We start from the raw sequence: 24,346 nt of genomic DNA on the forward strand, positions 1-24,346 counted from the left end.
TCAGACGACCGTCAGCACGACGGGGACGTTGCCGCGCGTCGCGTTGGAATAGGGGCAGCGCTGATGCGCGCCTTCGACGATCTGCTGCGCCAAAGTCCGCTCGACGCCCGGCAAGGAGACCCTGAGCTCGACTGCTAGCGCATAGCCGGTGGCGATTGGGCCCATGCCGACCTTGGCGGTCACGCTGGCATCGTCCGTCAGCGGCACCTTGCTGGTGCGGGCGACGAGCTTGACCGCGCCCAGGAAGCAGGCGGCATAGCCGGCTGCGAAGAGCTGCTCGGGATTGGTCCCCTCGCTACCCGGCCCGCCGAGCGCCTTCGGCAGCGACAGCGTCAGGGCGAAAGCGCCGTCGGGGCTGCTCGCCGTGCCTTCGCGGCCGCCGGTCGCAGTCATCTCGGCCTCGAAGAGGATCTTGTCCGGAACGATGGTCATGGGTGGTCCTCGCTCGATGCTGCTGTGATGGAGGCGCCGCCATGTCGGGCAAGGCGGCTGAAATCGTCTCGCGCGCGCCGGCTGGCGAGCGCGAAGCTCGGGCCTCTACTCGGCTGCGTACCGTTGAGGCGCTGGAGCTGAACCCACATCTCGGCCGATTTCAGCGCTACGGCTGCGCAATTCACCACCGGCGCATGGGCGACTCTGAGATTGTGCTCGGAACAGAGCAGCAAGCCGGGCAGGACGCCTGCCGGCACCAGCACGTCGCAGCCTGCCTCGATCAGGGGCTGGGCGCAGACGGTGAAATCGGCGAGCATGCTGAGTCTGGCACTCTCGTTGCCGGCGAAGGCCTCTGAGAAATCCTCCGGCTTGCAGCCGAGGCCCACGATGCCGCCGATGCGGCTGCCGAGGCCGTAGCGATCGGCCTGCTCGTAGTGATAGGTCGCAAACACCTTGTCGATCGTCACCAGCCCAAGGCGGCGGCCGAGTTGGGAGGCCGCCAGCAATGTCGCCTCGCCGGTGCCGACGACAGGGATCTGAAGGGCCGAGCGCAACTCGTAGAGTCCGGGGTCCTGGAAATGGCCCATGACATAGGCGTCGAAGCCGTCATCTTCGGCTTTCAGCCCGTTGTCGATCGCTGCGACGGCACAGCGCAGTTCGCTGAGCCGGCCGAAATCCCGGTCGGGTGGCGTCAGCCCGGTGACATGGACGCTTGTGCCCGGCGCCGCAATCTCGTTCAGATAGGAGGAAAGCTTGCTGAGATAGGGTCCGTTGAGGCTCGCATCGACGAAGCTTTGCCAGAAAATCTTCATGAGCCGCGAGATCCCTCGGGGTGCGGGCATCATCGCTCATGCCCGAATTAATTAAAGCACGAAGAATCTTTCGGTCAAGCGCGGGTGGCGGCGATCCGATAGGCGACGCTCTCCTCTTATGTTCGGCTGGGCCGCGCTGATCCGGCGCGTTTTGCCGCGATCTCATGCGGTTTTGTCAGCTTCCGTCAGCTGAGAGATACGGAAAGCCAGCGCATGACGGTTGACGGATTTTCGAAAGATATTTAGGACATTAAATAATTGCTCCCCGCCGCTCTCTCCGAGGCGAGGTGAGCCGAAGGGGAACGGAGAAGACGATCGTGGCGAAGCTCACTTTGTCTGCGGAAGGCATCCCATTCCCGGGATCAGCAGCCATGGTCGCGCAGGAAGCCATCGACCTGCTCGGCGAAGATCGCCGGCATCTGGTCGGGGAAGGGCACCTGCGCACCTGGGATGCTGCGCATCACGCTGCCGCAGATCGCAGCTGCGACCGCATTGCCGGATCGGGCATTCGGGTCATTCTCGGGTACCAGCACCAATGTGGGGCAGGCGATCAGGCCGAGCCGGTCTTCCATGCGGTAGCGATTGACGACGCGGTGGCCTTCCACCGCCATCGGCCCGCTGCGCAACGCGTCCGCCATGAAGCGGCGCAGCAGCTCGGTGTCGTTTTCAGGATAGAACGGGCGGCGGCGGTTCCAGAGTTCGGCGAGATGGCTGCCGTCGGCGCGCTCGGTCACGTCGTCGATGACGCGCTGGTTCGCATGGCGCTCTCGGCGGGCGGCGTCGACGAAGGGGCAGGCCGAGAGCACGGCCGCCGCGACGCGATCCGGCGCGCGAGCGGCGATCTCGACTGCGATCGCGGCGCCGGTGTGATGGCCCACGACGGCGAAACGCTCGACAGCCAAGGCGCTCAGCAGCTCCAGGGCAGCTGCCGCCCAGTCCTCGATCGTGGGCATGCCCGGCAGCGGCTCGGAATCGCCGAAGCCCGGCGTATCGATCGCGATGGCGCGCCGGTGTCCGCCGATCAGTGGCAGGACGTCGCGATACTCGTCCCAGGAGCGTGGGGTCTGGTGCAGCAGCAGGACGGGAAAGCCCGTGCCGCACGTCGCGGCGTGCATGCGGCCATGTTCAACGCCGACGAAGTTGCGTTCAACGATGGGATCAGCTTTCGGCATGAGAGATGCATTCCGGAAACAAGTGATCTTCGATGATGGGTGTGTTCAATACTGCTATTGATCTTCGATAACTGATGTCAACCAGGTGAGGGGAAATAAGATGTCACGCTTTGGCAAGACCTGTATTTCGTTCGCTGCTCTCGTAGCGATGACGTCCGTCGCCCGCGCCGACATCACTGTCGGCTTCGTCACCTCGCTGAGCGGGGCAGGTTCCTCGATCGGCATTCCCTATGGACGCGGCATCGCTGCGGCCTTCGCCTATCGCAGCGAAGTCGCGGGCCAGAAGATCAAGCTGATCCAGCTTGATGACGCCTCCGATCCGTCCGCCGCCACCCGCAACGCGCGCAAGCTCGCGGAGGAGGAGAAGGTCGATATCCTGATCGGCACCGCGACCGCGCCCTCGACCATCGCGATGGCGGCCGTCGCCAGCGAGCTGAAGGTGCCCTTCATCGCCGTCTCGCCGATCCAGCCGACGGCCGACCCGAACAATCAATGGGCAATCGCGATCCCGCAGCCGGCGCCGCTGCTGGTCAAGGTGGTGGCCGACCGCATGAAGCGCGACGGCGTCAAGAAGGTCGGCTATATCGGCTTTTCCGATGCTTGGGGCGATCTCGTCTACAATGGCGCCAAGGCTGCCGAAAGCCGCGGTGACATCGAGATCGTCACCAATGAGCGCTATGCCCGCACCGACACCTCCGTCACGGGCCAGATCCTCAAGGTCGTCGCCGCCCGTCCGGACGGCGTCCTTGACGGCGGCTCGGCGACACAGGGCGCGCTGCCGCTGCTGGCGCTGGCTGAGCGCGGGTACAAGGGCAAGACCTACGGCACGACGGCCCTGGTCAATCCCGATTTCGTGCGTGTCGGCGGCAAGGCTGCTGAAGGCATCCTGGTCTCGACCGGTCCGGTCATCGTCGCGGATCAGCTCCCGGACGGCCACTTCTCCAAGGCGCTCTCTGCCTCCTTCCGGGAAGCGTTCCTGAAAGCCAACGCGGTTCCGTCGACCGACGGCTTCTCGGGTTACTCGTTCGACGCCTGGCTCGTGATGCTCGACGCGGTGCCGCGCGCGCTCAAATCCGCGCAGCCGGGTTCGCCCGAATTCCGCACCGAGCTGCGCAACGCCTTGCTCTCGACCAAGGAAGTCCCGGGCGTCCATGCCGTCTACAACTTCAAGCCCGGCACGAGCCACGGCGTCGACGAGCGCAGCCTCGTGATGGTTCAGCTGAAGAACGGGGCCTGGACCTACGCACCCTGACGCGCGGCCAGGCGAGGATAGAGAACCATCGGCATGACGAGCGATATCGCGGCGATTCTCGCCATCGACGGAATAGCGACCGGCGCCATCTATGTTCTGGTTGCGGTCGGGACGGTGCTGATCTTCACGGTCACCCGCGTGATGTTTATTCCCTTCGGTGACATCGCGGCCTTCACGGCGCTGACCCTGGCGGCTCTCGAAACCGGGCATCTCCCGGGAACGGTCGGCCTCGTCCTGGTGCTTGCAGGGCTGGCCTCCTTGGCCGAGTGCTGGTCGCTGGGCCGGAGCGGGAGGGCGCGTCAGATCCCGAAGGCGCTGGCCTTTTATCTGCTGCTGCCAGTGCTGATCGTCCTGTTCGTACGGTTGGCCCTGCCGCTGGCGCCGTCCATGCCGGTCCGCATCGTGCTGGCGCTGCTGCTCGTCATGCCGATCTCGCCGCTGCTCGACCGGATCGTCTTCAGGCCGATCGCGGATGCGAGCGTGCTCCTCCTGCTGATCGTCTCGATGGCGCTGCACTTCGCGCTGGTCGGGCTCGGCCTGCTCTTCTTCGGGCCGGAAGGGGTGCGCACCCAACCGCTGACGGATTCCGCCTTCGCGGTGCTCGGCGTCCACGTCAACGGCCAGACGCTGCTGATCGTGATCGCCTCGATCGTGTTCAGCGGGCTGCTCTATCTGTTCTTCGGCTTCACCCTGACCGGCAAGGCCTTGCGTGCCACGGCGGTGAACCGCACCGGAGCGCGGCTGATGGGCATCCGGCCGGCCAGGTCGGGCACCATCGCCTATCTCGTCGGCTCGCTGATGGCGGGCGTCTCCGGCATCCTGGTCGCGCCGGTCAACACCATCTTCTACGATTCAGGCTTCCTGCTCGGCCTTAAGGCCTTCGTCGGCGCGATCATCGGCGGACTGGCCAGCTATCCCGGCACCGCTATCGGCGCCATCTTCGTCGGCGTGCTGGAGAGCTTCGCTTCCTTCGAAAGCAGTGCGCTGAAGGAGGTGATCGTCTTCTCCCTGCTCATCCCGATCCTGATCTGGCGCTCGATCGTGTCGCCGCATATCGAAGAAGAGGTCGAGGAATGACACGCGCCCAGCTTGCCACCGTGAAGATCGTGGCCGTGCTGGCGCTCGCCGCGGCGCCTTTCCTGCTCAGCCCGTTCTCGATCACGCTGCTGAACTATGTCGGCATCTACTCGCTCGTGGCCGTCGGCCTCGTCCTGCTCACCGGCATCGTCGGCATCATCTCCTTCGGGCAGGCCGCCTTCATCGGCATCGCGGCCTATGCCACGGCCTGGGTCTCGGCGATCAACGGCCAGTCGCCCTGGCTCGGCCTCGGCCTGGCGATCGTGCTCACCTGCACCGTCGCGGCCGTGCTCGGACTGGTGACGCTGCGCCTGCAAGGGCATTTCCTCTCGCTCAGCACCATCGCCTGGGGTCTGTCGATCGGCTTCCTGTTCGGCAATATCGACGGGCTCGGCGGCTTCAACGGCCTGTCCAACATCCCGCCGATCTCGATCGGCTCCTATGCGCTGAGCGAAGGCTGGCAGATCTACTACCTGATCTGGGCGTTCGTGGTGCTCGTGCTGATCCTGCTGCACAACCTGCTGAACTCACGCCTTGGCCGGGCCATGCGCACCATGCGCGGCGGCAAGACGCTGGTCGAAAGCCTTGGCGTCAGCGCCTATTGGGTCAATCTCACCGCCTTCGTCATCGCCGCCTTCCTCGCGGCGCTGTCGGGCTGGCTCTATGCCCATCTCAGCCGCTTCATCAGCCCGACGCCATTCGAGCCGCTTGCCGGCATCGAGTACCTGATGATGGCGATGATCGGTGGTGCGACCAGCCTGCTCGGCGGCATCGTCGGCGCGGCGGTCATCATCTTCCTGAAGAACGCAGTGCAGGACTATCTGCCGCTGATCGCCAAGGGCGCCTCGGGCCAGCTCGAGATCGTCGTCTTCGCCAGCATCTTCATTTTGTTCCTGCAGCGTGCGCGGCAGGGCATCGTGCCGTTCCTCTCGCGTTTCCTGCCTCAGCCGCAGCCGAAGCGCCCGGAGCCTGCGCCGCCCCTGCCGCTGCGCAAGCAGCCGGCGCCGGGCGAGGTGCTGCTGCAGGTCGAAGGCGCCGAGCGACGCTTCGGCGGGCTCATCGCCGTCAACAAGGTCTCGTTCGAGGTCCGCGCCGGCGAGATTCTGGGGCTGATCGGCCCCAACGGCGCCGGCAAGAGCACAATGTTCAACCTGCTGACGGGTGCGCTCGCCTGCAACAGCGGCAAGATCGTCTTCGCCGGCCGCAACATCGAGCGGCTCTCGCAAGCGAAGATCGCGCGTGCCGGCATCGCCCGCACCTTCCAGCATGTGAAGCTGCGCCCGCGCATGACGCTGCTCGACAATGTCCTGCTCGGCACCTATTCGCGGACCAAGGCTGGTCTCATCTCCGGCGCCTTCCGGCTGGAGCGGCAGGAGGAGGCGAGCGCCCGTGCCGAGGCGATGCGGCAACTGGAACGCATCGGCCTCGGCGATAATCCTTTTGAACTCGCCGGCAACCTTCCGCTCGGCAACCAGCGGCTGCTGGAGATTGCCCGTGCGCTGGCCGCCGATCCGCTGCTGCTCGTCCTCGACGAACCGGCAGCCGGCCTGCGCCGCAACGAAAAGCAGAAGCTCGCCGAGCTTCTCGCCAATCTGCGCCGCGACCATGTCACCATCCTGCTGGTCGAGCACGACATGGAATTCGTCATGAACCTCGTCGACCGCATCGTCGTCATGGATTTCGGCACCAAGCTCTGCGAGGGCGATCCGGCCGCGATCCGCAACGATGCCCGCGTGCAGGAAGCCTATCTGGGGAGCACGGTCTGATGGCGCTGCTATCCCTCCGCAACGTCAGCGTTTCCTACGACAAGGTGGAGGCCGTGCGCGGCGTCTCGCTGGATGTCGAGGCGGGCCAGATCGTCTCGGTGATCGGGCCGAACGGAGCCGGCAAGACGACGATGATGCTGGCGACCATGGGGCTTCTGCCGTTGGCGGGGGAGGTGACCTTCGAGGGCTCCAGCCTCACCGGGCTCGAGGTCGAGGAGCGCGTCGAGCGTGGCATCTGTCTCGTGCCGGAAAAGCGCGAGCTGTTCGCCGATATGTCCGTCGCCGACAATCTGATCCTCGGTTCGTACAGCCTGAAGGACCGCTCCGGCGTCGATGYGGCCCTGCAGCAAGTCTACCAGCGCTTCCCGCGGCTGCAGGAGCGTCGGCGTCAAAAGGCGGGCACGCTGTCGGGCGGCGAGCGCCAGATGCTGGCGCTAGGCCGCGCCCTGATGGCCAGGCCGAAGCTGCTCATCCTCGACGAACCGAGCCTGGGTCTGGCGCCGCTGATCGTGCGCGAGATCTTCAGGACGATCTCCTCCCTGCGCGAGCTCGGCGTCTCGGTGTTGCTGGTCGAACAGAATGCCCGCGCCGCACTCGAGACCGCCGATTACGGCTATGTGCTGGAGACCGGCGAGATCGTCCAGCAGGGCAAGGCAGATACCTTGATCCACGATCCAAAACTCATCGCCGCCTATCTTGGGGGCGGCGAGGGGCACTAGACCGTTGCGCCGGCTTGCCAACGCATTGCTAGAATGCGCGACAGCATTCATGGCCGACAAAAACCCGAGTTTCGTCGGTAAGGGCGAGAGTTTCGCTGACTCGATCGCCAGAGGCGGCTGGCGCTTCCGCCTGGGAAATCTGCCGGCGGCGCTTTCAGGGATATGCGGATGACCGAAGAAGAGCGCATCGCCAGAAGCGCAAGGCCCGTCACGGTGGCAAGCCTCGGGAGAGACCTGCTGTCGCTGGGGGTAGCGCCTGGAGACACGCTTCTCGTCCACGCCTCCCTCAGCTCTCTCGGCTGGGTGAATGGCGGGCCGGTCGCTGTGATCCACGCTCTGCTTCAGGCGGTCGGGCCTGAGGGCACCATCGTCATGCCGGCGCAGTCGGCGGACCTGACCGACCCTGCCAACTGGGGCGCTCCGCCCGTTCCGGCGTCATGGCATCAGACGATCCGCGAGACGATGCCGGCTTATGATCCCGGCACAACGCCGACGCGGGACATGGGCAGGGTCGCCGAGCTGTTCCGTGGCTGGCCCGGCGCCGTGCGCAGCGATCATCCGTCGGCCTCGTTTGCGGCGCTGGGCCCGCTCTCCGGGCAGATCATCGGCCATCACGATCTGGCCGATCCGCTGGGGGAGGGCTCGCCGCTCGGCGTACTCTACCGCCTCGATGCCAGGGTCCTGCTGATTGGTGTCGACTTCGACAAGTGCACCGCCTTGCACCTTGCCGAGCGCCGGGCCTGGCCCGACCGGCCGAGGATCACCGAGGGTGCGCCTCTGATGCGCGACGGGCAGCGGCAATGGGTCGCCTTCGACACCCCGAGCGTGATGGACGGCGATGCGTTTCTGCCGATCGGAGCGAGCGCGCTGCGATCGGGAATGGCCACTGCGCGTTCGCTCGGCGAGGGCCGGGGAATCCTGGTCGGGATGCGGCCGCTCGTCGATCACGCCGTCGGGCTATGGGCGTCGGGCCGGTGAGACGCCTCCTCATCGTTGCGATCCTCGCCGGATTGGTCTGCCTGGCGGTGCTGCTTGCGGCTCTGGCCCTTTCCGGCTTCGCCGATGTGCCATGCCAGGACGGCAGCTGGGACGCGGCGAAGAAGACGTGCATTCCCGACTGAGAATGATACCTGAAAAGACGAAGCGCTTGTCCGTATCTGACAGGCCTATCGTCCTTGGTTGCGCCGCATCCGTGCCTTGGGCGCGGTCATGATCGTGACGATGGATGTCCGGCAGGCGCGCGTGGCGATCGAGACCGATCCGAAGAGCAGCAGAATCCTCCGCGCTTATTGCGGGTGAGGCGGTTGCTGCGCTGTTCGCCGGGCCGATGCGGTAATCCCGAATGGTCGGCAGGGATATCTTCCTGCGTCGTTGCCGATGCCCTCATCGGCGCTAGCGTGACGTGCAGAAGCCATTCGCCGAGAGGCGGTTCAGATGGTCACGGCGTTCGCCAGCCTCACGGCGGCTTATCCGGTGATTGCGAGCCTGATCGCGCTCAATTCGGTTCTTGAAGCCGAGCGTGACCGGCTCACCGCGAAAGACATCCTCGTCATCGCTCTGGTCTGCGCCATCTGGCCACTCGTCGCCTGTGTCCTGCTTCTGGCACTGGGACGCCGGACGCTCGGTCCTGGGAAGCGCCAATGTCTGCCCACGATGCGCTGATGCGTCAGCGCCGGACAAACGGCATCCCGGCGGGCTGGAATGGCCCGTCGGGATGTGGTTTGGCCAGAGCAGCCGGACTGGTAGCTGGGCAGATCAGAAATGCGCTTTCGGCTGAAGCCTCAGCGTCGCACGCGTCGAGTCGGCCACCTTCGACAGCAGCCAGTCGGGATTGCCGAGGTTGAAATAGGTCTTCAGCAGGACCCGCCAGAACAGGCGTTCCGCCTGCGATGAAGGCCCGTGCTGGGCGTAGATCCTCGCGCATTCGGCGGCGGTGCGGCTGCCATGGATCGCACTGTTGTTGACGCCCGTCCGTCGGAAGCAGGCGATCGGCTGGGTGATCCGGCCATAGAGTTCCTTCACCAGGGCCCGGCAGAACATGTCGTAGTCGCCGGCATCCCTGTAGGCGATGTCGAACCCGCCCAGTTCCTCGAAAAAGGTCCGGGAGAAGTAGGTCGCCATATGCATGATCGGGTTCCAGCCCAGGCAGACGAGCATGGCCGGCGTCATCCAGTTCGGAGGCGCTGCGAGCCCGCCGAGGCTATGTCCGTTCGAATCGATCCATCGGATCGCGCCGACCACCCAGCGCCGCCGGCTCTTGCGGTAGGCGTCGACGACCGCCGCCGCGGCGCCCGGGAGCATCACGTCGTCGGCGCCCAGGAAGCCCAGCAATTCGCCCGAGGAATTGAAGGAGCCCTTGTTGATGGCGTCGAAGATGCCGCTGTCCTTGCCCTGCATCACCTTCAGCCCGTAGCTGCGGGCGAGCTCCACGGTTCCGTCGGTGCTGCCGCCATCGACGATGACGTGCTCGATCTCGATCCCGCGCGTCGCATTGCAGCGCGCGGATTCGATGCATTCCTTGAGAAAGTCGACGGCGTTCAGCGTCGGGGTCACGATTGTCACGATCATTGGCGCAGTTCCGCTGCTGGAGCCGGTGCGGTCAGACGTGCCGAGGCGCGATTGCCATCTCGGGCCTCGCGGGGATCATCGGCAGCGGCGCGTCCTCCGTCGCCTCGGCCTCTTCGACCACCGGAATCCGGGTCACCGCGTTCTGCATCGCCCACATCGCCGCCTGGGTCCGGTTCCTGACCCGCACCTTCCGAAGGATCGCCTTGACGTGCACCTTCACGGTGGCTTCGGCGATCTCCAGCTTGCGTGCGATCACCTTGTTGGACTCGCCGAGCATGAGCCCTTCCAGGATGCTCACCTCGCGGGCCGAAAGCCCCTGGAACGGGGAGCCGTCAGCCCGGCGCTGGACGCCCTGCAGCAGGCGCTGCGGCTCGACCGCCACTTCGGAGAGTTGCGATAGCAACTCTGGCGGGAACACCGCACCATTGGCGATGACGACTTCCAGCGAGGTGATGAGATCTTGCGCCGAGACGGACTCGACGAGATAGCCGACCGCTCCGAGCTGCATCGCGCGATGCATCAACTCCCGGCTACCGCGCAGGGCGAGCGCGACGATCTTGGCGCTCTTGAACTGCCTCTTGATGTCGCCGACGATGGAGCAGGACATGTCGTCGATCACGACGATGAAGAGGTCTGGTGTTTGCTGGCCGATATCGTATCGGTGAAGATCGAGACTGGCGGTTCGCTGGCTTACGTGGAAGCGAGCGCCATCCAACAACTTGGTTATGCCTTCGCGAAGAAGGGCGTTGTCGCTTAGTACAGCGGTCTCGATGATGTCTGACATCGGTACTTCCCTCTTACTCGACACAAAACTGGGGTGGCGGACGCAGCAAGGCGCATGTAGCCCAGCCGCACCAGCGGAGGTATTCCGTAGCGCTGTTTGAGAAATTCTGAGATGAAGCAGGCGGTGACTAATCCGAAACGGCCACAAAGTGACACTGAGGGATGCAAGCACCCTGAATGTCATCGTTAATAATTAGTTCATTCGGATGTAGTCGTCTTGTCAGGAAAAATACGATCCCGTCAGGAAAATCCTTACACGCGACCTGCGACAAAGCGTCCGATTTCACCAGCTTGGCTTGCAAGCTGGGAGGGAGATTATCTTCAGGTTGCCGTAGAGGAAGACACCGATGCTGGGCCGCTTTCCGCGCGAGCCGCGTCAGCCGGTCGGGTCGGTCTTGAGGATGCGGATCAGATCCTTGGCGAGCACGGCCGCCTCGGTGCGATTGCGGACGTTGAGCGTCCGCATCAGTGCGGAGACGTGGATCTTGGCCGTCGGTTCCGCGATATGGAGGGCCTGGGCGATCTCCCGGTTCGAGAGCCCGTCCGCCAGCAGCGTCAGGACGTCCCGCTGCCGGCGCGTCAGCCCGAACGGATCCTGCTGCGAGCTGCTCCGGCGCTGCGGCGCCTCGCGAGAGCGGTAGGCCTCGGCGGCGGAGCCGAACGGGGTGAGGCCGCGGGGCACCGCGAGGCGGCCGGCGAGGACCTCCTGGACCGCCTCGATGATCTCGTCATCCCGCTGCAGCTTCGAGATGAAGCCGTGGAACCCCTCCGCGATATAGTGCAGGACCTGGTCGAAGGTGCCGTTACCCGAGATGACGACGTAGCGCGTCGTCGGGGAGGCCCGCTTGAAATCCCAGATGATCGCCGGATCGGTGGATCCCGTCAGGCCAAGGCTGACCAGCACGAGATGGATCGGCTGTTCTTCCATCAGGTTGCGCATCAGGCCGTCGAAGCCTTCGGCTTCGAGAAGTTCGGCCTCCGGCAAGGCGGCCTGCAGGATCGTGCGCAGGCCCGTGCGGTAGAGCGCATGTTCGTCGGCAACGAGAATCCTTGCCATGGTCGTGCCGCCGCTCTGGTCGCTTTTTCGGTGGGGATGCGGCCGTGATGTCGGGCTCCGCTGGTCGAAGGCGGTTCCCGAGCGCAGGCCTCTATCCCCGGCCTGTCGTAGCGGGAACGGCTCTTCAAGTCGCGACGCTCTTCGGGAGATGCCGTTGCGGGGGCGTGGCCATTATTGTGCCAGTCACGCCAAGCTGAGTACTCCGCACAGGAGCAAGTCTGGCAATTCAACGCGCCAACGGCTTAGTCAGTATCGTCAGACGTCGAGAATCCAGCCATGGCTGGCGCCGTATCTGATGATGTCGAGACGTGAGTGCAGCATCAGCTTCTTGCAGGCCCTGTAGCGGTAGGTCTCGACCGATTTGATGCCGAGGCCGACGCGCCGGGCGATCTCCTTGTTGGAGTGGCCGACCGCAGCCAGGCGCAGGACCTGCATCTCGCGATAGGTCAGCGTGTCGCTCGCGGTCGCCGTGCTCACGCCGGCCGCCGGACACAGCTTGCGGATCCATTCCGAGCGGAAATCCTCCAGCTCGGAATCGATGTAGACCCCGCCGCTCAGGACCGTCCTCAGTGCCTGGGCCACCTTGTCGTCCGCCGATGCCTTGAGGACGTAGCCGCGAATGCCGGCCCGCAGCGCCTTCTGGACATAGCTCGGCTCTTCGTAATGGGTCAGCATGACGATCAGGGTGTCGGGCAGTTCTTCGAGGATGCGCTCGGCCAGCGTCAGACCGCTCATGCCGGGAAGCCCCATGTCGAGGACAGCGAGGTCCGGGCGTTGTCCGCGGACGAGCGCGAGCGCCTCCGCCGCGCAACTCGCCTGTCCCACCAGCTCGAAATCCGGCAGGCCGAGCACGAGGGCCTTCAGTCCGGCCAGAACGACCGGGTGGTCGTCGACCAGGATGATCCGCGTCGTCACGAGGGGACGCTCCGCGGCGCGACGCCGGTCAGGGGAGCGACCGCGGTGACGATCGTGCCCTTGCCGCAGCGTGGCCCGATACCCAGCGTCCCGCCGAGATCCGCCATGCGCTGGCGCATGCCAGGAAGCCCGATGCCGGTGTGGATGCCATCTCCCGGCCGCTCGGGCTGGCTTCGAAGCCCGGCGCCGTCGTCGGCTATGGTGAGCGAGACAGACGTGCTTGCGAAGTCCAGGACGACATCGAGCTTTCGCGCGCCGAGCGCGTGTTTGAGGGTGTTCGTCAGAGCCTCCTGCGCCACCCGGTAGAGTGCGTCCTCGATGACGGCAGGCATCGGGTCGGGCTCGGGCCCCTTCTTCCTGAAACAGAGATGGAGCCGCCCATCCGCGGCGAACGAGGTCGCCATGGCCTCGATGGCACGGCTGAAGCCGAGCTCCTCGACGATGCGGGGGCGGCCGCTGATGACGGCATGGTGGATCTTTCGCCCGACCCCGGCGACATGTTCGACGATCTCTTCGACGCGCCGTCTCGCCAGTCCCTTCGTGCTCTCCTGCAAGACTCTCAGCTCGACGAGGACCCGGGCCATCTCTTGCCCGGCATGGTCGTGCAGGTCCCGTGCTATGCGCTCGCGCTCGTCGGTCCGGATGTGGTTGAGCTCGTCCTGGAGTTGATGCGTCCGCGCCTCCACGACCCGCAGCGCCTCGGCGACGAAGCAATATTGCTCGACCAGCCGGAGGCGGTCGCTGCGCAACTCGTCGAATTGCTGCATGGCAAGGCGACGTTGCCGCTCGGCCGTCAAGCGTCTCAATCGCTCCGCAACTGCCGAGAACCGCGGATCGAGCAGGGGAAAGAGCCGCAGGAGGAGCGTCGCCGGCTGGCTCTTGCGCCGTGGGACCAGGACATTGCCGAAGCAGCGGTAGTCGCTGGCGCCATCGGGGCCAGTGAAGCCGACCCTTTCGATCAGGGGCTGGCGCGAGCCCGAGCAGGCGAGGAGATAAGTCCGCAAGGCATCGACCCGGCTCGCGCAGATATCGAGCAGCGACGTGGCTGCGTGGCCGGGGGCAAGCAGCTGGCTTGCGGCGCGATTGAGCGCACGGATGCTTCCGTCGGTCAGGGCGATGACCGATGGCTCGAGATAGACCTCGAGATCCAGCTCATGCCGAAGCTGCAGATGCATCATCTCGGAAATATTCCCTCGTCCCCGGGCCCGGCTCCATCCGCTTCAGATGGAGGACCACACGGCATCCAGCTGCCCCTGAGGCAATCGTCTCCTCCAGATCGACCGCGGCGTACCCGACTGCGTTGGCGGTCAGGCGGCCGAAGATGTTCGATGTCAGCATGCACAGTGAGGGATGGTTCGCTGCCGCCCGACCGAGCGGGCACGAGCAATTGCTGAACACGACCCGATCTTCGTCCTGCTCGACGATCGAGAATGCACCGCCGGCGCGGTTTTTCAGGTCGATCAGGATCTCGAGCAGTTGATCGCGGTTGAGGCGCTGGACTCCGAGTGCCGTCTTGTACTGTTTCTCGATATCGGTGCCCAGGCGCGCGGCGATTCCACTGACATAGGCGCAGGCATCTTCGACCCCTGCGATGCTTTCCAGCAGCTCGGCCATGTCGGCCACCAAGGTGTTGAAAAGACCATGATGGTCGAAGTCGATATCGAGAGCGCCGATACTCGGCGAAATATTGGAGACGGATGGAGTCACGCTCGCTAGCCCCCCTGAATTGACAGATGTCCCAAGCGAATACTTTTCGCACGCACCTTTGTACGAGGCTACTGATTCGCTAGAGAAGTTGGAATAAGAGCCTTTCTCCGATGGCATTCGGGAAGGATTAGTTCAGAATTTTATCTCTTTGATCAGAGATACATTTCTTGGTATAGTTCTCTTATTACATCGAGGAGTCGCTTATATAGTAATTTTTCTCGTGGATAAATTGAAATATAGTTCAAAATATCAAGTATGTTGCAACTATGGTTTACAAAACGAGGTCAGTCTCCAAAAGCATAAAATATTGAACTAAATCGTTCTCTTGAGATGGCCCCGCTCAAATTCTGCCGAGATTTTTATGTTGGATATGCCGACGAAAAACACAGGAGATCAGCGGCCGGTAAGGCGTCAATAGAACGGATCGTGCGAGCCGTCTCAGCTCGGAGTGCTTATCTTCAGGGTGATAATAGCACATTATCGGCGTTTGTCTGCCCTGAATCGAGGATGTATTTCCAAAACGGTTTTTTTGAATTACGAATTCTAACATAAGTTGTATCGTCGATTCTGTTTCGAATTTTAGAGAGCTGATGTTGCCGCCCCCTGGGTCGAATAGATAAAGAAATAGGAAAATATTATTCAAATATATATTCTATTTTAATATTTGAAATAAGGTTCAAACAATTTGCAGGTGATTGTCGGCGACGATAAATAAGCTTAGAATCTATAATAGTTGATAGTTCAGACTAGATGTGGCTAATTTTTGCTCATCTAAAATGATTCGTATCTGTACGAATGATGGCGGGCCGCCAAATCATCCTCCCGGTAAGAATTTCGTGATCGATGCGTCCACACGCGCGATTCCGCGGCGAAAACGGCGCGCAAGGCATCGGCGTGCTCGGTTGCCGCTAGGTCAATGTTGACGGCCGTTCACATTTGTCAAGATCTTGGCCGCAACAGAATTCCGTTGCGTCATTCGGCCGGCAGATTCGGCAGGCGAATGTGCCGAGGACGAGGCTGCGAGATCAGCTTGCGAAAGCGTCGCCAGGCAAAGGGCAGAAAGCCCTGTTCGGCGTGATCGCGAGGCGTGCGCAGCGCCAGATCGGGGTCGATCAGCATCGCTCCGCCGGTCAGGGCGGCGAGGCGGCGATTGAAGACGAGGTGCTCGCAGATGGCAGGGCCTGCCTGACGATAGCTGCCGAGACGATACGTCTCGGCGCGATAGAGGCACAGGCCGTTGAAGGTCGAGGCGCAGGCGATCTCCCGATCGGAGGTGAGGGCGCGCTGGTGCGGATAGATGCGTGAGCAGAAGAAACGGTAGTATCTGACGATGTCGGATCGATTTCCCGCGAGTTCATCGAGCAGTGTCGTGAAGGATCTGTGCTCGTCTTCGTAGGCTAGGAGATCGTAATAGTGCGGGCGTGAGCTCGCCGACACTCCGAAGACACCCGGCCGGTCCAGTTTAGCGGCGGCGGCGAGCAGCGCCGGGATCGGGGGCGGCACGGCGATGACGTTGTCGATGTCGAGCACGCAGATGAAGCGGGGTTCGAGGCCCGATGCTTCGAGCTCGCTCTTGAGCCGCTCGCGGCCGAGCGCCATCCGCCTGAGCCGCTCCGGCTCGCTTGCCATGAACGCGGTCGGGACGAGAATGATCTCCCCGCGCATCTGGGCCTGCTCGAGCAACGCCTGCGTTTCGTCATGCGAGCCGTTTTCCCCGACGAAGGCGGCAACGCTCGAGCCGCTGCGCCGCAGCGTTTGCAGTAGCTCCAGAAAAGGCGGGATCGTGGCGGCACAATCCTTGGCCAGGGCCAGGAAGGCGAAATCCGGCCGGATGTCGCCCGCTTGTCTCACGTCTCGGGAGCCCTGATGGCGATCAGCGATTTCGGCAGGAACAGGACGTTCTCGGTCAGGATCTCCGCGTCCGGAAAGAGCTCGGCGAGCTGGGCCCGGTCGAGCATCGTGGTGCCTTCGACGATCTGCATCGCCTGATCGAGGGAGGCGGCCTTCGCGTAGAAGCCGCGGGCCCTGCTCGATACCATCCGCCGCTGCAGCGGCTGCGGCAGCCAGTGCATGATCGGCGCATTGCTGTGCGGGTCGAGCGGAAACCAGAAGTTCGGTGTCTGCACGTAGTAGTTCGGCGCCAGCCGTCTGATTTCGGCCGCAACGCGCTTCATGTCGGCCCAGCGGCCGACATGCTCGATCAGCGAATTGGAGTGGACGAAGTCGAAGCTCTGGTCGCCGAACGCATCGACGTCGCGCGCGTCGCCCTGGACGACGTGGAAGCGCGGATCGGGCGAGGGGGGCTTGGCTTCGATGTTCAGGAGCCAGATCTCCACCCCCGAAGGCGGCAGGTCGAACTGCCAGTAATCGGCGTCTCCTCCGAGGTCGAGGATGCGGCAGGAGCCCCGCTTCTCGATCACCGCGTCGATGATCGGGCGGACATAGGTCTTGAACCGCTCCTCGCGGAACTGGGAGCGGCGGAACGAGCGCGGAATCATGTTCATGAGCTCTTCGCCTCGCGATGACGTGCGGTTCCCGTGCGCGATCCTAGCGCTGAGCGTTCGGTCGGCAGCTTGGTCCGACGACTGAGCGCTAGGGTTTCTGGACTAAGCCGTTCTGGGCAGGCGGCCCCTGATCGGCCCGGATGATCCGGCCGTTCGCCTCCTGGCCGAGATCGCGGAATCGTTCGTAGGAGACCGGCTCTCCGCCCCAGATGAAGAGCGGGGCATTGGCCGGTCCGCGCAGCACATAGGTGTTGCGGTCGAAGCGGTTTCCACCGGTTTCAATGATCCCGAAGTTCGGATTGGAATCGGGAACGTCGCTTGCTCCGCCGGACAGGCCGGAGTTTCCGTCGTAGACGATTTCGTTGTCGTGCACGGCGTTGCGCGCCGTCAGGTAGAACAGCTTCTTTTGGCCGTCCTTGAGCCTGGGTTGATCGAGCCGCTCGCGGCCCTGGTCGACGATGACGATGCCGGTGCCGCCCGAAGCTACGGTGACCTTGTTGCCGTAGACGCTCACGCCTTCGGATGCCGCGATCTGGATGCCGGCGCCCCAGATCCAGGCGCTGCCCTGCTGGCCGCCCCGTCCGGTCCCGTTCAGGCGAACCGTATTGTTGCGGATGATGGCGTCGAAGCTGATCTCGTAGAAGATTCCGGCGTCCGAATTGCGCTCGACGAGGTTGTTCTCGAACAGGACGTTGCGGCAGTCGACATCGCACCAGAGCCCCGAGCCATAATTGTCGTGCACATGATTGCCGCGCAGCGTCAGGCGCTCGACCTTGCCGGCCTTGACGCCGCCGGCCTCCCAGGCGGCGTCGAAGCCGTAGATGTTGTTCTCGTAGATCTCATTGTCCTCGATCACGACATCGCTGCCGTTTGGCGAGATGCCGAGCTGGCCGTTATGATGGACCTTGTTGCGCCGGACGACGCTCCTCTCGCCGGTCGCGATCCCCGATCCGCTGTTGAAGCGGACCTCGTTGTCCTCGATCAGCCAGTCGGTGGCGCGAGGATGCTCGTCGCCGAAGATTGCACCCTGCTGGGCTGGTGTCGCATATTTCTCGACGATCAGGCCTTTGACGGTAACGCCGCGCGCGCCTCGATTGTTGAACGCATAGAGCAGGCGCGTCCGCTCCAGGGACCGGCCGCGCGGATCGTCCGCGAGATAGCTCAGCCCTGTCGCAGCATCGGAGTAGACGCGGCCCGGCTGCAGCTCGGCACGGTCAGCGACCGGCTCCAGCGGTTGGCCATCGAGAAAGAAGCGTCGCGGATCGTTGCAGCGGGCGCGATTGGGCAGGCAGGAACCGAACGGCTTGATCCCGAACTGGGGCATCGCAGTCACCCAGAAGGAGTCCTTCCGGCTGATATTGGTGATCAGTTCGGCGCCGTTCAGGACGGCGCCGGGCTGGCCGATGAAGGTCTGCCGGTCCTTTGGCGAGACCAGCTGGCCCCGATGAGTGCCGGCTGCGATGCAGAATGTAGCGCCCGGCGCGGCCTTGTCGACGAGCGCCTGGATGGATCCGCCGACCGGAACCAGGATCGAACCGGACGGGCAATACGCATTTCCGGCGGCTTCGGAGCGAGAGCTGCCCAGCAATGTCATCGCTCCGAGAAGAGCTGCACCGGCGATGTGCGCGCCGCCGCGTGCAGCGCGACCGAAGCGGACCGGCGGCTCGACGATGTGCCAGGCGCGGTAGACCATCAGCGAGCCGAAGCCGATCCCGAACAGGATCCAGAAGGGGATGCCGAGCATCGGTCCCTCGAGCGCGACGTCGAAGGAGGCGTCGATGACGATCGAGGCGAAATAGCAGACCAGGAAGACGAAATAGCGCGCCCAGTCGAGGTCGCCGCGCCGCCAGGCGAGATGGGCTGCCCGCAGCAGCGCGATCGTCCAGCTGCCGATGGTCAGGAGCCAGAGGGCGAGGCCGGGCACGCCGCCCCGGGCGAGATAGGTCATGTGTACGCTGTGAGGGCTGCGCACGGTCGGTCCGCCGCGCTCGAGGCCGACGACGAAGCCGTCCGCCTCCGCCAGATTCATGCCGAAGCCCTTGCCGGTCCAGAAATAGGGGCCGTGGACGGTGTAATTGCGAATGGCTTGCCACCAGCCCAGCCGCCATTGCTTGGTCCCGTCGAGATTGTTGGCGTCGCTCGATCCGGCGACGCTGGCGAGGTTCTCGACCACGGCGGCCGCGCTGATCGGCCGCTCGCCCCGGGGCAGGTCGATCTCGAGATCGGCGGCGTAGGCCACGAGCATCACGAGCGTGAGGGCGGCGGTGATGGTTGCGAGGCGGCCGATCTGGCCGGTCAGGACCATGGCCAGAAGCAAGGGAAGCAGCAGGGCCAGCATGCCGCCGCGGCTCTGGCTCGCGATCAGCAGGGCCGCACCGAGCGCGATGACGATCCAGGTCCGGCTGACTTTGCACAAGCCGACGAGGACGAGCACGAGCGCGCCGCAGAGGTGCGCGGCGAGTTCTCCCGAGCGCACCGAGATGATCTCGACATTCTGGCCGGGGAGTTTCGGGATCGAGGCGAAGAAGAACCGCGCGATCAGATAGAGGACGATCGCGATCGGGATCAGCACCCGCGCATGGACGCGAAAATAGCCCATGATCTGGGCAATGCGGATCGGACGCTCCACGATCAGCGCCGCAACGATGAAGGCGAAGCCGCCATAGAGCGCGACCGCGCCGTCGCGCAGCGCGTCGACCCCGTAGGCACCAACGCCTTGCAGCGTCCGTAGCAGGACCCAACCCATCAGCAGGGCCGCGCTGAGCGCCGGCACGGTTGTGAGCAGCGTCGTGGTGCAGCCCGAGGCGAGGAAGGCGAGCAGGCCGAGTGCGAACAGCATCTCGCCGACGAAGAGCGGCGGCAGGCCGAGATAGGCGAAGCTCTTGCCGAGAACGACATAGCCGGCAAAGCCGAACGCCAGGATCGGCAAATAGCGATCGGTCGCTCGCCGGTCACTCGCGACGCCCGCCGGTGCTCGTGGCATTCCCTTCACGGTCGACCCTTGCTCTGCGCGGCGGCTGCCGTCTCGCGAGGAGCGTAACTCCCGGCCGGGCCGAAGCAGGCTGGGCATCCGAGGTAGCCAGGCCGGCGAGACAGCTGGCCCACCTTCCTTATGGGCAGTCCCTATGCCCAGCGCCGTCAGGACAAGGGCGACGCTAGACTTCGCCCGAGAAGATGCGACCGGACAATCGTCAGCGGAGGCCCGATGACGTTCAGCGCGGGCAAGATGGGTGGGTATTTCGGCCGGGCGCGGCTTGAGCCGGGTCGTGTCCCCGCAGATCAGCGCGGGCCCGGCAAGGTATCCGAGGGCATGAGGGCACGCCTCCGGGCAATGCGTGATCCGGCGTTGTCCTTTACCGACCAGGCGCTGTCGAGCGCCTGCAATTTCCTGACGACCATCCTGCTCGCCCGCGCGCTCGGGCTCGAAGCCTTCGGGATCTACACGATGGTCTGGCTCGCGCTCTATCTGGCGATGAGCCTTCAGCTCGGCCTCATCGTCAGCCCGATGATGAGCATCGGCACGAAGGAGCAGGGGGCCGAGGCCGAGGCCTACTACACCGTGGTCTTCCTGCATCAGGCCGGTTACGTCGTCGTCGCGACCGCCGCGATCTTCGCCGCCCTGGTCTTCGCGGCAGGCGCGGACTCAGCGCTGGCCGATGCTGCGCTGCCGGGCGCGATGGCCGCAGCCTCCTATCTGACGCAGGATTTCCTGCGCCGTTATCTGTTCGCCCGCCGGCGGCCCGCCGGAATCCTGCTGATCGACGCGATCAACCAGTTCCTCAAGCTCGGCGCGCTCGCAGCCCTCTGGCAGGTGGGGATGATCAGCGTCGCGAATGCGCTATGGGCCGTCGCCGGCGCCGCCACCGTCTCGACGCTGTGCGGATTGAGCATGTCGGGGCCGCTGCTGTGGCGGCGACAGATCCTGACCAGCGTCACCGTGCGGCAATGGCGCTCGGCGCGCTGGCTCGTCCTGACCGGCTCGGTGCAATGGGTGCTGAGCTATAGCGGGCTCCTGGTGACGGCTGGCCTGTTCGGGCCGAAGGTGCTCGGCGCGCTCCGGGCGGCGCAGAGCCTGCTCGCCGCGCTCAACGTGGTGCGCGAGGCGCTGGAGAACATCGTGCCGCCGATGGCCGGGAAGGCCTTTGCCGAGGGCGGCATGCAAGGTCTCCACCGGACTCTCGGTCGCGCCATGCTGTTCGCCGGCGTCGTCGGGGCCGCGACGGTTCTCGGTCTCGGCCTGTTCGGTCCTTGGCTGCTGCACCAGCTCTATGGCGGCGAGATCCTCGAATTCGACTGGGTGATCATCTGGTACGCCTTCGCCTTCCCGATGACGCTGACGAGCCTGGTCCTTGGTTGCGCCTTCCGGGCGCTGGAGCGCACGCGGCCGGTCTTCCTCGCATCGCTCGTCGGAGGTTGCTTTAGCCTGCTGACGGTCTATCCGGCGGCGGCCACCTTCGGCGTGGCCGGGCTGATCGCGGTGACCCTGCTGTCGGAACTCGCCGCTCTCGTCGTCCTGGTGATGCTCGCGCTGCGGGTTCCGGGCCTGCTCGCCCGCCCGCCGGCTGTGCCGGTCAGCGGCCGCATGATGACGGCGCCCTCGCCATGATGCAGCTGCCGCCATCCCAGGTGCATCTCTGGTGCTGTCGTGTCGACCTGCATGCGGCGGAGGCGGCCGGGCGTCGCGCAATCCTGTCGGACGAGGAGCGCGCCCGCGCCGACCGGTTCCATGATGCGAAGGCGCGGATCGCTTTCGTCGTGGCGCGCAACTGGCTGCGGCGCGTCCTGGCGCTCTACGTCCCGATTCCGCCGCCCCGGCTCCGCTTCGGCGAGACGGCTTTCGGCAAGCCGTTCCTCGTGAACGAGTACAGTGGGCGCCCGATCGCGTTCAATCTCAGCCATTCCGGCGAGCTCGCGATCGTAGCGGTCGCCGAGGGCATGCCGGTCGGCGTCGATATCGAGCGGATCAGGCCGGTTTCGGCCGATCTGCTGGCGGGCTGTCTTGCGCCGCGGGAGTTCGCCATGCTCGCGGCTCTGACGCCTGAACTGCGCGAGGAATCCTTCATCCGCTGCTGGACGCGCAAGGAGGCCTGCCTGAAGGCGATCGGCGTCGGCCTCAACGGCTCGCCATCGAGCTTCGAAGTCTCGCTCGATCCGTTCAGGGCGCGGCTTCTGACGGTGGAATCCGACCCGGCCGAGGCCGACCTCTGGCAGCTCGCCGATCTGGAGCCGGCGCCCGGCTATTGCGGTACGCTGGCCGCGCGCCATCGCGGTTGGTCCCCGGTCTGGATGGCCCGGCCCTGATCCTCGCCGACCAAAGGCGCCGCGATCAGCCCCGGCTCCGCCCTGTGACCTCGAGGATGCGTTCGGCCATGGTCCGCGATCCGGCTTCGGAGAAGGCGCCTTCATGGCCTTCGCCGTCGACCGAGACGCAGGGCGTGCCCGGCGCGAGATGGCCAGCCCAGCCCAGCGTTGCATCCGGCGGCCAGCCGGCCGGGATCGCGCCGCTCCTGAAGATCAGGACGCGCCCGTCATAGTTCGGCAACGCGTAGCGCTGGACCAGGGCCTCGAGCTCGTCGGTCGTCCGCCAGAAATCGGCCTCGTCGGCTGCTTCCTCGGCCGGGCGCCAGAAGATCAGGCGCTTCGCCTGCCTGGCGGCGGCGGTCGATTGCAGCCAGAACGACATGCGCGTCACGAAGCTGCGTGGCCCGCCCTGCCAGAAGCGCCGGGCGAAGCGGCCGGCACGCTTCAGTCGGAACCAGAGCCGTGCGCCATAGGGCTGCCGCAGGAAGTAGCCGGGCGCCCAGCAGTCGATCAGCATCACCAGATCGACCTGCCTGCCGCTCGCTACCAGCTGCTTTGCGACCTCCACGGTGATCACGCCGGAGCGGCAGAAGCCCGCCAGCCGATAGCGGCCATCCGGCTCCGTCGCGATGATCGCTTCGCAATAGGCGGCAGCGAGTTGTTCGATCGAGCTCGGCGCTGCGCCGTTCACCAGCGGGTCGAGCAATTGCAGCGCGGCGAAAGGCTGGTCGGGCCCGAGTTCCTGCGCCAGCGGCCGATACAGGCGCAGATTATGGGCGGTGTGGTTGAGCGCGAACAAGGTCGGCTGTGTGCCGTTTTTTTGCAACCAGGTCCGGCGCAGGCCCGTCACGTCGATCACCGGCGGCAATGCCGGCGTCGCCGGCAGCCAGAGCGGCGATGCGATCGGCAGGGAGGTCGGTGCCGGGCGCGGCAGATGGGCGGCCGGGTTGGCGGCGAGCGTCTCCGCCAGGCTCTCGAACTGCGCTGCCAGCTCGCTTGCGGTCGCCTCGTCATAGAGGTCGAGATGATACTCGCAGGTCAGGCGCCAGCCTTCCTCGCGCTCGACCAGGATGAAGTTGAGGTCGTAGAGCGCGCCCGGCAAAGGCGATGGAATCCCTGATAGCTGAAAACTGTCATTGGCGAGCTCGCCGATGAAGGCGCGCTGGACGATGAAGTTGACCGAGATCGGCGGCCGGCCGGTGTCGCCATGGCTTGGCAGCAGTTCCATGAGCCTGTCGAACGGCCATTGGTGATGATCGACCGCGTCCTCGAAGGTGTCGCGCGCGGCCTGGCAGAGATCAAGGAAGCTCTGTTCCTCGGAGACCTTGGTCCGAAGCACGAGCGTGTTGACGAAGGGGCCGACGATCGCCTCAAGCTCGACATCGTCCCGGTTCGCCATTTGCGTGCTCAGCACGAGGTCGCAGGCGCCGGTGCGTTGCCGGAGTAAGGTCAGGAGAACGGCGTAAGCGACTGAAAAGAAAGTCGTACCTTCCTTGCGCGCCAGATCGGCGAGGCCCGCGGTCAGGCGGCGGGGAAGCAGCCGCGACAGCGAGGCGCCGTGCGTACTCCGCGTCGCCGGCCGTGGACGATCGCCCGGCACCTCGACGATAGGCAGTTCGGCGAGCTTGCGTTGCCAATAGGCCTCCTCGCGTGCGAGCGCGCCGCCTTCCATGCTGTCCTGGCTGCCTTCGGCGAAGTCGGAATATTGCAGGGGAAGCTCTGAGAGGACCGGCTCGCGGCCACGGCTGAGTGCCTGGTAGGCCGCGACGAAATCCTTGGCGATGAGACCCATCGACCAGCCGTCGCTGACGATGTGGTGGGCGACGACCAGGATCACCGCCTCGGCGCGGCTCTTGCGCAGCAGAGTCGCCCGCAGCAGCGGCGCTTCGCCGAGATCGAAGCGCGTGCAGGCTTCGTTCTGGGCGATGCGATCGGCCTCCCGGGCCCTGTCCGCCTCGGGCAAGCCGGACAAGTCGATCTCCGGCAGCTTGAAGGGAACCTGCTCGGCGATCGCCTGGACGGGCCGGCCATCCTCCAGCCGAATCGCCGTCCGCAGGGATTCATGGCGATTGAGGATCGCCTGGAACGCATCCTGCGCCAGCGACGCGTCCAGATGCCCGCGGATCCGCCATTTCACGGCGATGTTGAGCGCCGGCGTACCGGGATCCCTGGCGTCGATCTCCCAGTAGCGCTGCTGCGTAGATGAGCACCTGGCCGTCATCACGATGTGCTCTGGCTCGCGCAATTGCGGCTCCGGTTCGCGGGTGAACTGGTTTGCCAT

22 protein-coding genes are annotated in these 24,346 nt (G+C 64.9%); 9 read left to right on the forward strand and 13 right to left on the reverse strand.

From position 1 onward, the window contains the following. The 3 genes from AC1DS0_RS01225 to AC1DS0_RS01235 all read right to left on the reverse strand — a co-directional run bounded on the left by AC1DS0_RS01225 (nt 1) and on the right by AC1DS0_RS01235 (nt 2,359). Nucleotides 1-432 (reverse strand): organic hydroperoxide resistance protein, encoded by a 432-nt coding sequence (locus AC1DS0_RS01225; protein WP_476812581.1) that lies wholly within the window; start codon nt 430-432, stop codon nt 1-3. Then, entirely contained in the window at nt 429-1,244 is an 816-nt protein-coding gene (locus tag AC1DS0_RS01230) for an aspartate/glutamate racemase family protein (protein ID WP_476812582.1), read from the reverse strand. Before AC1DS0_RS01230 ends, AC1DS0_RS01225 begins: the two co-directional genes overlap by 4 nt. Nucleotides 1,245-1,606: 362 nt before the next feature. Then, nucleotides 1,607-2,359, reverse strand: a complete 753-nt coding sequence (locus AC1DS0_RS01235; RefSeq protein WP_476812583.1) for an alpha/beta fold hydrolase — start codon at nt 2,357-2,359, stop codon at nt 1,607-1,609. 157 nt (nt 2,360-2,516) lie between these two features. Between AC1DS0_RS01235 and AC1DS0_RS01240 the strand changes: the two genes are divergently transcribed. The 7 genes from AC1DS0_RS01240 to AC1DS0_RS01270 all read left to right on the forward strand — a co-directional run bounded on the left by AC1DS0_RS01240 (nt 2,517) and on the right by AC1DS0_RS01270 (nt 8,892). Next, a complete protein-coding gene (locus AC1DS0_RS01240) occupies nt 2,517-3,668 on the forward strand; it encodes an ABC transporter substrate-binding protein (protein WP_476812584.1) in 1,152 nt (383 codons plus the stop codon). Between the two features lie 33 nt (nt 3,669-3,701). After that, on the forward strand, nt 3,702-4,745 hold the full coding sequence (locus AC1DS0_RS01245; RefSeq protein WP_476812585.1) for a branched-chain amino acid ABC transporter permease: 1,044 nt from the start codon (nt 3,702-3,704) through the stop codon (nt 4,743-4,745). After that, the gene (locus AC1DS0_RS01250; protein ID WP_476812586.1) at nt 4,742-6,511 is read left to right on the forward strand and encodes a branched-chain amino acid ABC transporter ATP-binding protein/permease; all 1,770 of its coding nucleotides are present in this window, start codon (nt 4,742-4,744) and stop codon (nt 6,509-6,511) included. The genes AC1DS0_RS01245 and AC1DS0_RS01250 overlap by 4 nt, the downstream gene beginning before the upstream one ends. Next, on the forward strand, nt 6,511-7,230 hold the full coding sequence (locus tag AC1DS0_RS01255; protein WP_476812587.1) for an ABC transporter ATP-binding protein: 720 nt from the start codon (nt 6,511-6,513) through the stop codon (nt 7,228-7,230). Before AC1DS0_RS01250 ends, AC1DS0_RS01255 begins: the two co-directional genes overlap by 1 nt. Nucleotides 7,231-7,392: 162 nt before the next feature. After that, complete coding sequence (locus tag AC1DS0_RS01260; protein WP_476812588.1) at nt 7,393-8,208, forward strand: AAC(3) family N-acetyltransferase; 816 nt, start codon at nt 7,393-7,395, stop codon at nt 8,206-8,208. Further along, nucleotides 8,205-8,351: a hypothetical protein gene (locus AC1DS0_RS01265; RefSeq protein ID WP_476812589.1), complete on the forward strand. Its 147-nt coding sequence runs from the start codon at nt 8,205-8,207 to the stop codon at nt 8,349-8,351. The genes AC1DS0_RS01260 and AC1DS0_RS01265 overlap by 4 nt, the downstream gene beginning before the upstream one ends. A gap of 313 nt (nt 8,352-8,664) precedes the next feature. Then, the gene (locus AC1DS0_RS01270; RefSeq protein WP_476812590.1) at nt 8,665-8,892 is read left to right on the forward strand and encodes a hypothetical protein; all 228 of its coding nucleotides are present in this window, start codon (nt 8,665-8,667) and stop codon (nt 8,890-8,892) included. A gap of 93 nt (nt 8,893-8,985) precedes the next feature. Here AC1DS0_RS01270 and AC1DS0_RS01275 read toward each other — a convergent pair whose 3' ends face one another. The 9 genes from AC1DS0_RS01275 to AC1DS0_RS01315 all read right to left on the reverse strand — a co-directional run bounded on the left by AC1DS0_RS01275 (nt 8,986) and on the right by AC1DS0_RS01315 (nt 19,693). After that, nucleotides 8,986-9,798, reverse strand: coding sequence for a glycosyltransferase family 2 protein (locus AC1DS0_RS01275; RefSeq protein WP_476812591.1), 813 nt, complete (start codon nt 9,796-9,798; stop codon nt 8,986-8,988). 31 nt (nt 9,799-9,829) lie between these two features. Continuing rightward, complete coding sequence (locus tag AC1DS0_RS01280) at nt 9,830-10,582, reverse strand: LuxR C-terminal-related transcriptional regulator (RefSeq protein WP_476812592.1); 753 nt, start codon at nt 10,580-10,582, stop codon at nt 9,830-9,832. Between the two features lie 375 nt (nt 10,583-10,957). After that, entirely contained in the window at nt 10,958-11,638 is a 681-nt protein-coding gene (locus AC1DS0_RS01285; RefSeq protein ID WP_476812593.1) for a LuxR C-terminal-related transcriptional regulator, read from the reverse strand. Nucleotides 11,639-11,893: 255 nt separating this feature from the next. Beyond that, on the reverse strand, nt 11,894-12,553 hold the full coding sequence (locus AC1DS0_RS01290) for a response regulator (RefSeq protein WP_476812594.1): 660 nt from the start codon (nt 12,551-12,553) through the stop codon (nt 11,894-11,896). Continuing rightward, a complete protein-coding gene (locus AC1DS0_RS01295; RefSeq protein ID WP_476812595.1) occupies nt 12,550-13,731 on the reverse strand; it encodes a sensor histidine kinase in 1,182 nt (393 codons plus the stop codon). The genes AC1DS0_RS01290 and AC1DS0_RS01295 overlap by 4 nt, the downstream gene beginning before the upstream one ends. Beyond that, nucleotides 13,706-14,260, reverse strand: a complete 555-nt coding sequence (locus AC1DS0_RS01300; protein ID WP_476812596.1) for a methanogen output domain 1-containing protein — start codon at nt 14,258-14,260, stop codon at nt 13,706-13,708. The genes AC1DS0_RS01295 and AC1DS0_RS01300 overlap by 26 nt, the downstream gene beginning before the upstream one ends. A 972-nt stretch (nt 14,261-15,232) precedes the next feature. After that, the gene (locus AC1DS0_RS01305; protein WP_476812597.1) at nt 15,233-15,943 is read right to left on the reverse strand and encodes a glycosyltransferase family 2 protein; all 711 of its coding nucleotides are present in this window, start codon (nt 15,941-15,943) and stop codon (nt 15,233-15,235) included. A gap of 164 nt (nt 15,944-16,107) precedes the next feature. Further along, nucleotides 16,108-16,764, reverse strand: a complete 657-nt coding sequence (locus tag AC1DS0_RS01310; protein ID WP_476812598.1) for a class I SAM-dependent methyltransferase — start codon at nt 16,762-16,764, stop codon at nt 16,108-16,110. Between the two features lie 88 nt (nt 16,765-16,852). Continuing rightward, entirely contained in the window at nt 16,853-19,693 is a 2,841-nt protein-coding gene (locus AC1DS0_RS01315; protein WP_476812599.1) for a right-handed parallel beta-helix repeat-containing protein, read from the reverse strand. Between the two features lie 381 nt (nt 19,694-20,074). On the opposite strand from AC1DS0_RS01315, the gene AC1DS0_RS01320 reads away from it, so the two are divergent. Both AC1DS0_RS01320 and AC1DS0_RS01325 read left to right on the forward strand, forming a co-directional pair. Then, the gene (locus tag AC1DS0_RS01320) at nt 20,075-21,370 is read left to right on the forward strand and encodes a lipopolysaccharide biosynthesis protein (RefSeq protein ID WP_476812600.1); all 1,296 of its coding nucleotides are present in this window, start codon (nt 20,075-20,077) and stop codon (nt 21,368-21,370) included. Further along, nucleotides 21,367-22,065, forward strand: a complete 699-nt coding sequence (locus AC1DS0_RS01325) for a 4'-phosphopantetheinyl transferase family protein (protein WP_476812601.1) — start codon at nt 21,367-21,369, stop codon at nt 22,063-22,065. Before AC1DS0_RS01320 ends, AC1DS0_RS01325 begins: the two co-directional genes overlap by 4 nt. Nucleotides 22,066-22,090: 25 nt before the next feature. On the opposite strand, the gene AC1DS0_RS01330 is transcribed toward AC1DS0_RS01325, so the two are convergent. Next, nucleotides 22,091-24,346 carry a condensation domain-containing protein gene (locus AC1DS0_RS01330; protein ID WP_476812602.1) on the reverse strand — a complete coding sequence of 752 codons (2,256 nt, stop codon included), beginning with the start codon at nt 24,344-24,346 and terminating at the stop codon, nt 22,091-22,093.

The sequence above is a fragment of the Allobosea sp. P4_H5 genome (genome assembly GCF_056400825.1).

What these genes read in the sequence shown, in the direction of transcription:
- AC1DS0_RS01270 (WP_476812590.1), top strand. Translation starts at nt 8,665, where the DNA reads ATGGTCACGGCGTTCGCCAGCCTCACGGCGGCTTATCCGGTGATTGCG.
- AC1DS0_RS01295 (WP_476812595.1), bottom strand. Translation starts at nt 13,731, where the DNA reads ATGATGCATCTGCAGCTTCGGCATGAGCTGGATCTCGAGGTCTATCTC.
- AC1DS0_RS01310 (WP_476812598.1), bottom strand. Translation starts at nt 16,764, where the DNA reads ATGAACATGATTCCGCGCTCGTTCCGCCGCTCCCAGTTCCGCGAGGAG.
- AC1DS0_RS01275 (WP_476812591.1), bottom strand. Translation starts at nt 9,798, where the DNA reads ATGATCGTGACAATCGTGACCCCGACGCTGAACGCCGTCGACTTTCTC.
- AC1DS0_RS01280 (WP_476812592.1), bottom strand. Translation starts at nt 10,582, where the DNA reads ATGTCAGACATCATCGAGACCGCTGTACTAAGCGACAACGCCCTTCTT.
- AC1DS0_RS01235 (WP_476812583.1), bottom strand. Translation starts at nt 2,359, where the DNA reads ATGCACGCCGCGACGTGCGGCACGGGCTTTCCCGTCCTGCTGCTGCAC.
- AC1DS0_RS01285 (WP_476812593.1), bottom strand. Translation starts at nt 11,638, where the DNA reads ATGGCAAGGATTCTCGTTGCCGACGAACATGCGCTCTACCGCACGGGC.
- AC1DS0_RS01250 (WP_476812586.1), top strand. Translation starts at nt 4,742, where the DNA reads ATGACACGCGCCCAGCTTGCCACCGTGAAGATCGTGGCCGTGCTGGCG.
- AC1DS0_RS01240 (WP_476812584.1), top strand. Translation starts at nt 2,517, where the DNA reads ATGTCACGCTTTGGCAAGACCTGTATTTCGTTCGCTGCTCTCGTAGCG.
- AC1DS0_RS01225 (WP_476812581.1), bottom strand. Translation starts at nt 432, where the DNA reads ATGACCATCGTTCCGGACAAGATCCTCTTCGAGGCCGAGATGACTGCG.
- AC1DS0_RS01325 (WP_476812601.1), top strand. Translation starts at nt 21,367, where the DNA reads ATGATGCAGCTGCCGCCATCCCAGGTGCATCTCTGGTGCTGTCGTGTC.
- AC1DS0_RS01260 (WP_476812588.1), top strand. Translation starts at nt 7,393, where the DNA reads ATGCGGATGACCGAAGAAGAGCGCATCGCCAGAAGCGCAAGGCCCGTC.
- AC1DS0_RS01230 (WP_476812582.1), bottom strand. Translation starts at nt 1,244, where the DNA reads ATGAAGATTTTCTGGCAAAGCTTCGTCGATGCGAGCCTCAACGGACCC.
- AC1DS0_RS01320 (WP_476812600.1), top strand. Translation starts at nt 20,075, where the DNA reads ATGAGGGCACGCCTCCGGGCAATGCGTGATCCGGCGTTGTCCTTTACC.
- AC1DS0_RS01245 (WP_476812585.1), top strand. Translation starts at nt 3,702, where the DNA reads ATGACGAGCGATATCGCGGCGATTCTCGCCATCGACGGAATAGCGACC.
- AC1DS0_RS01330 (WP_476812602.1), bottom strand. Translation starts at nt 24,346, where the DNA reads ATGGCAAACCAGTTCACCCGCGAACCGGAGCCGCAATTGCGCGAGCCA.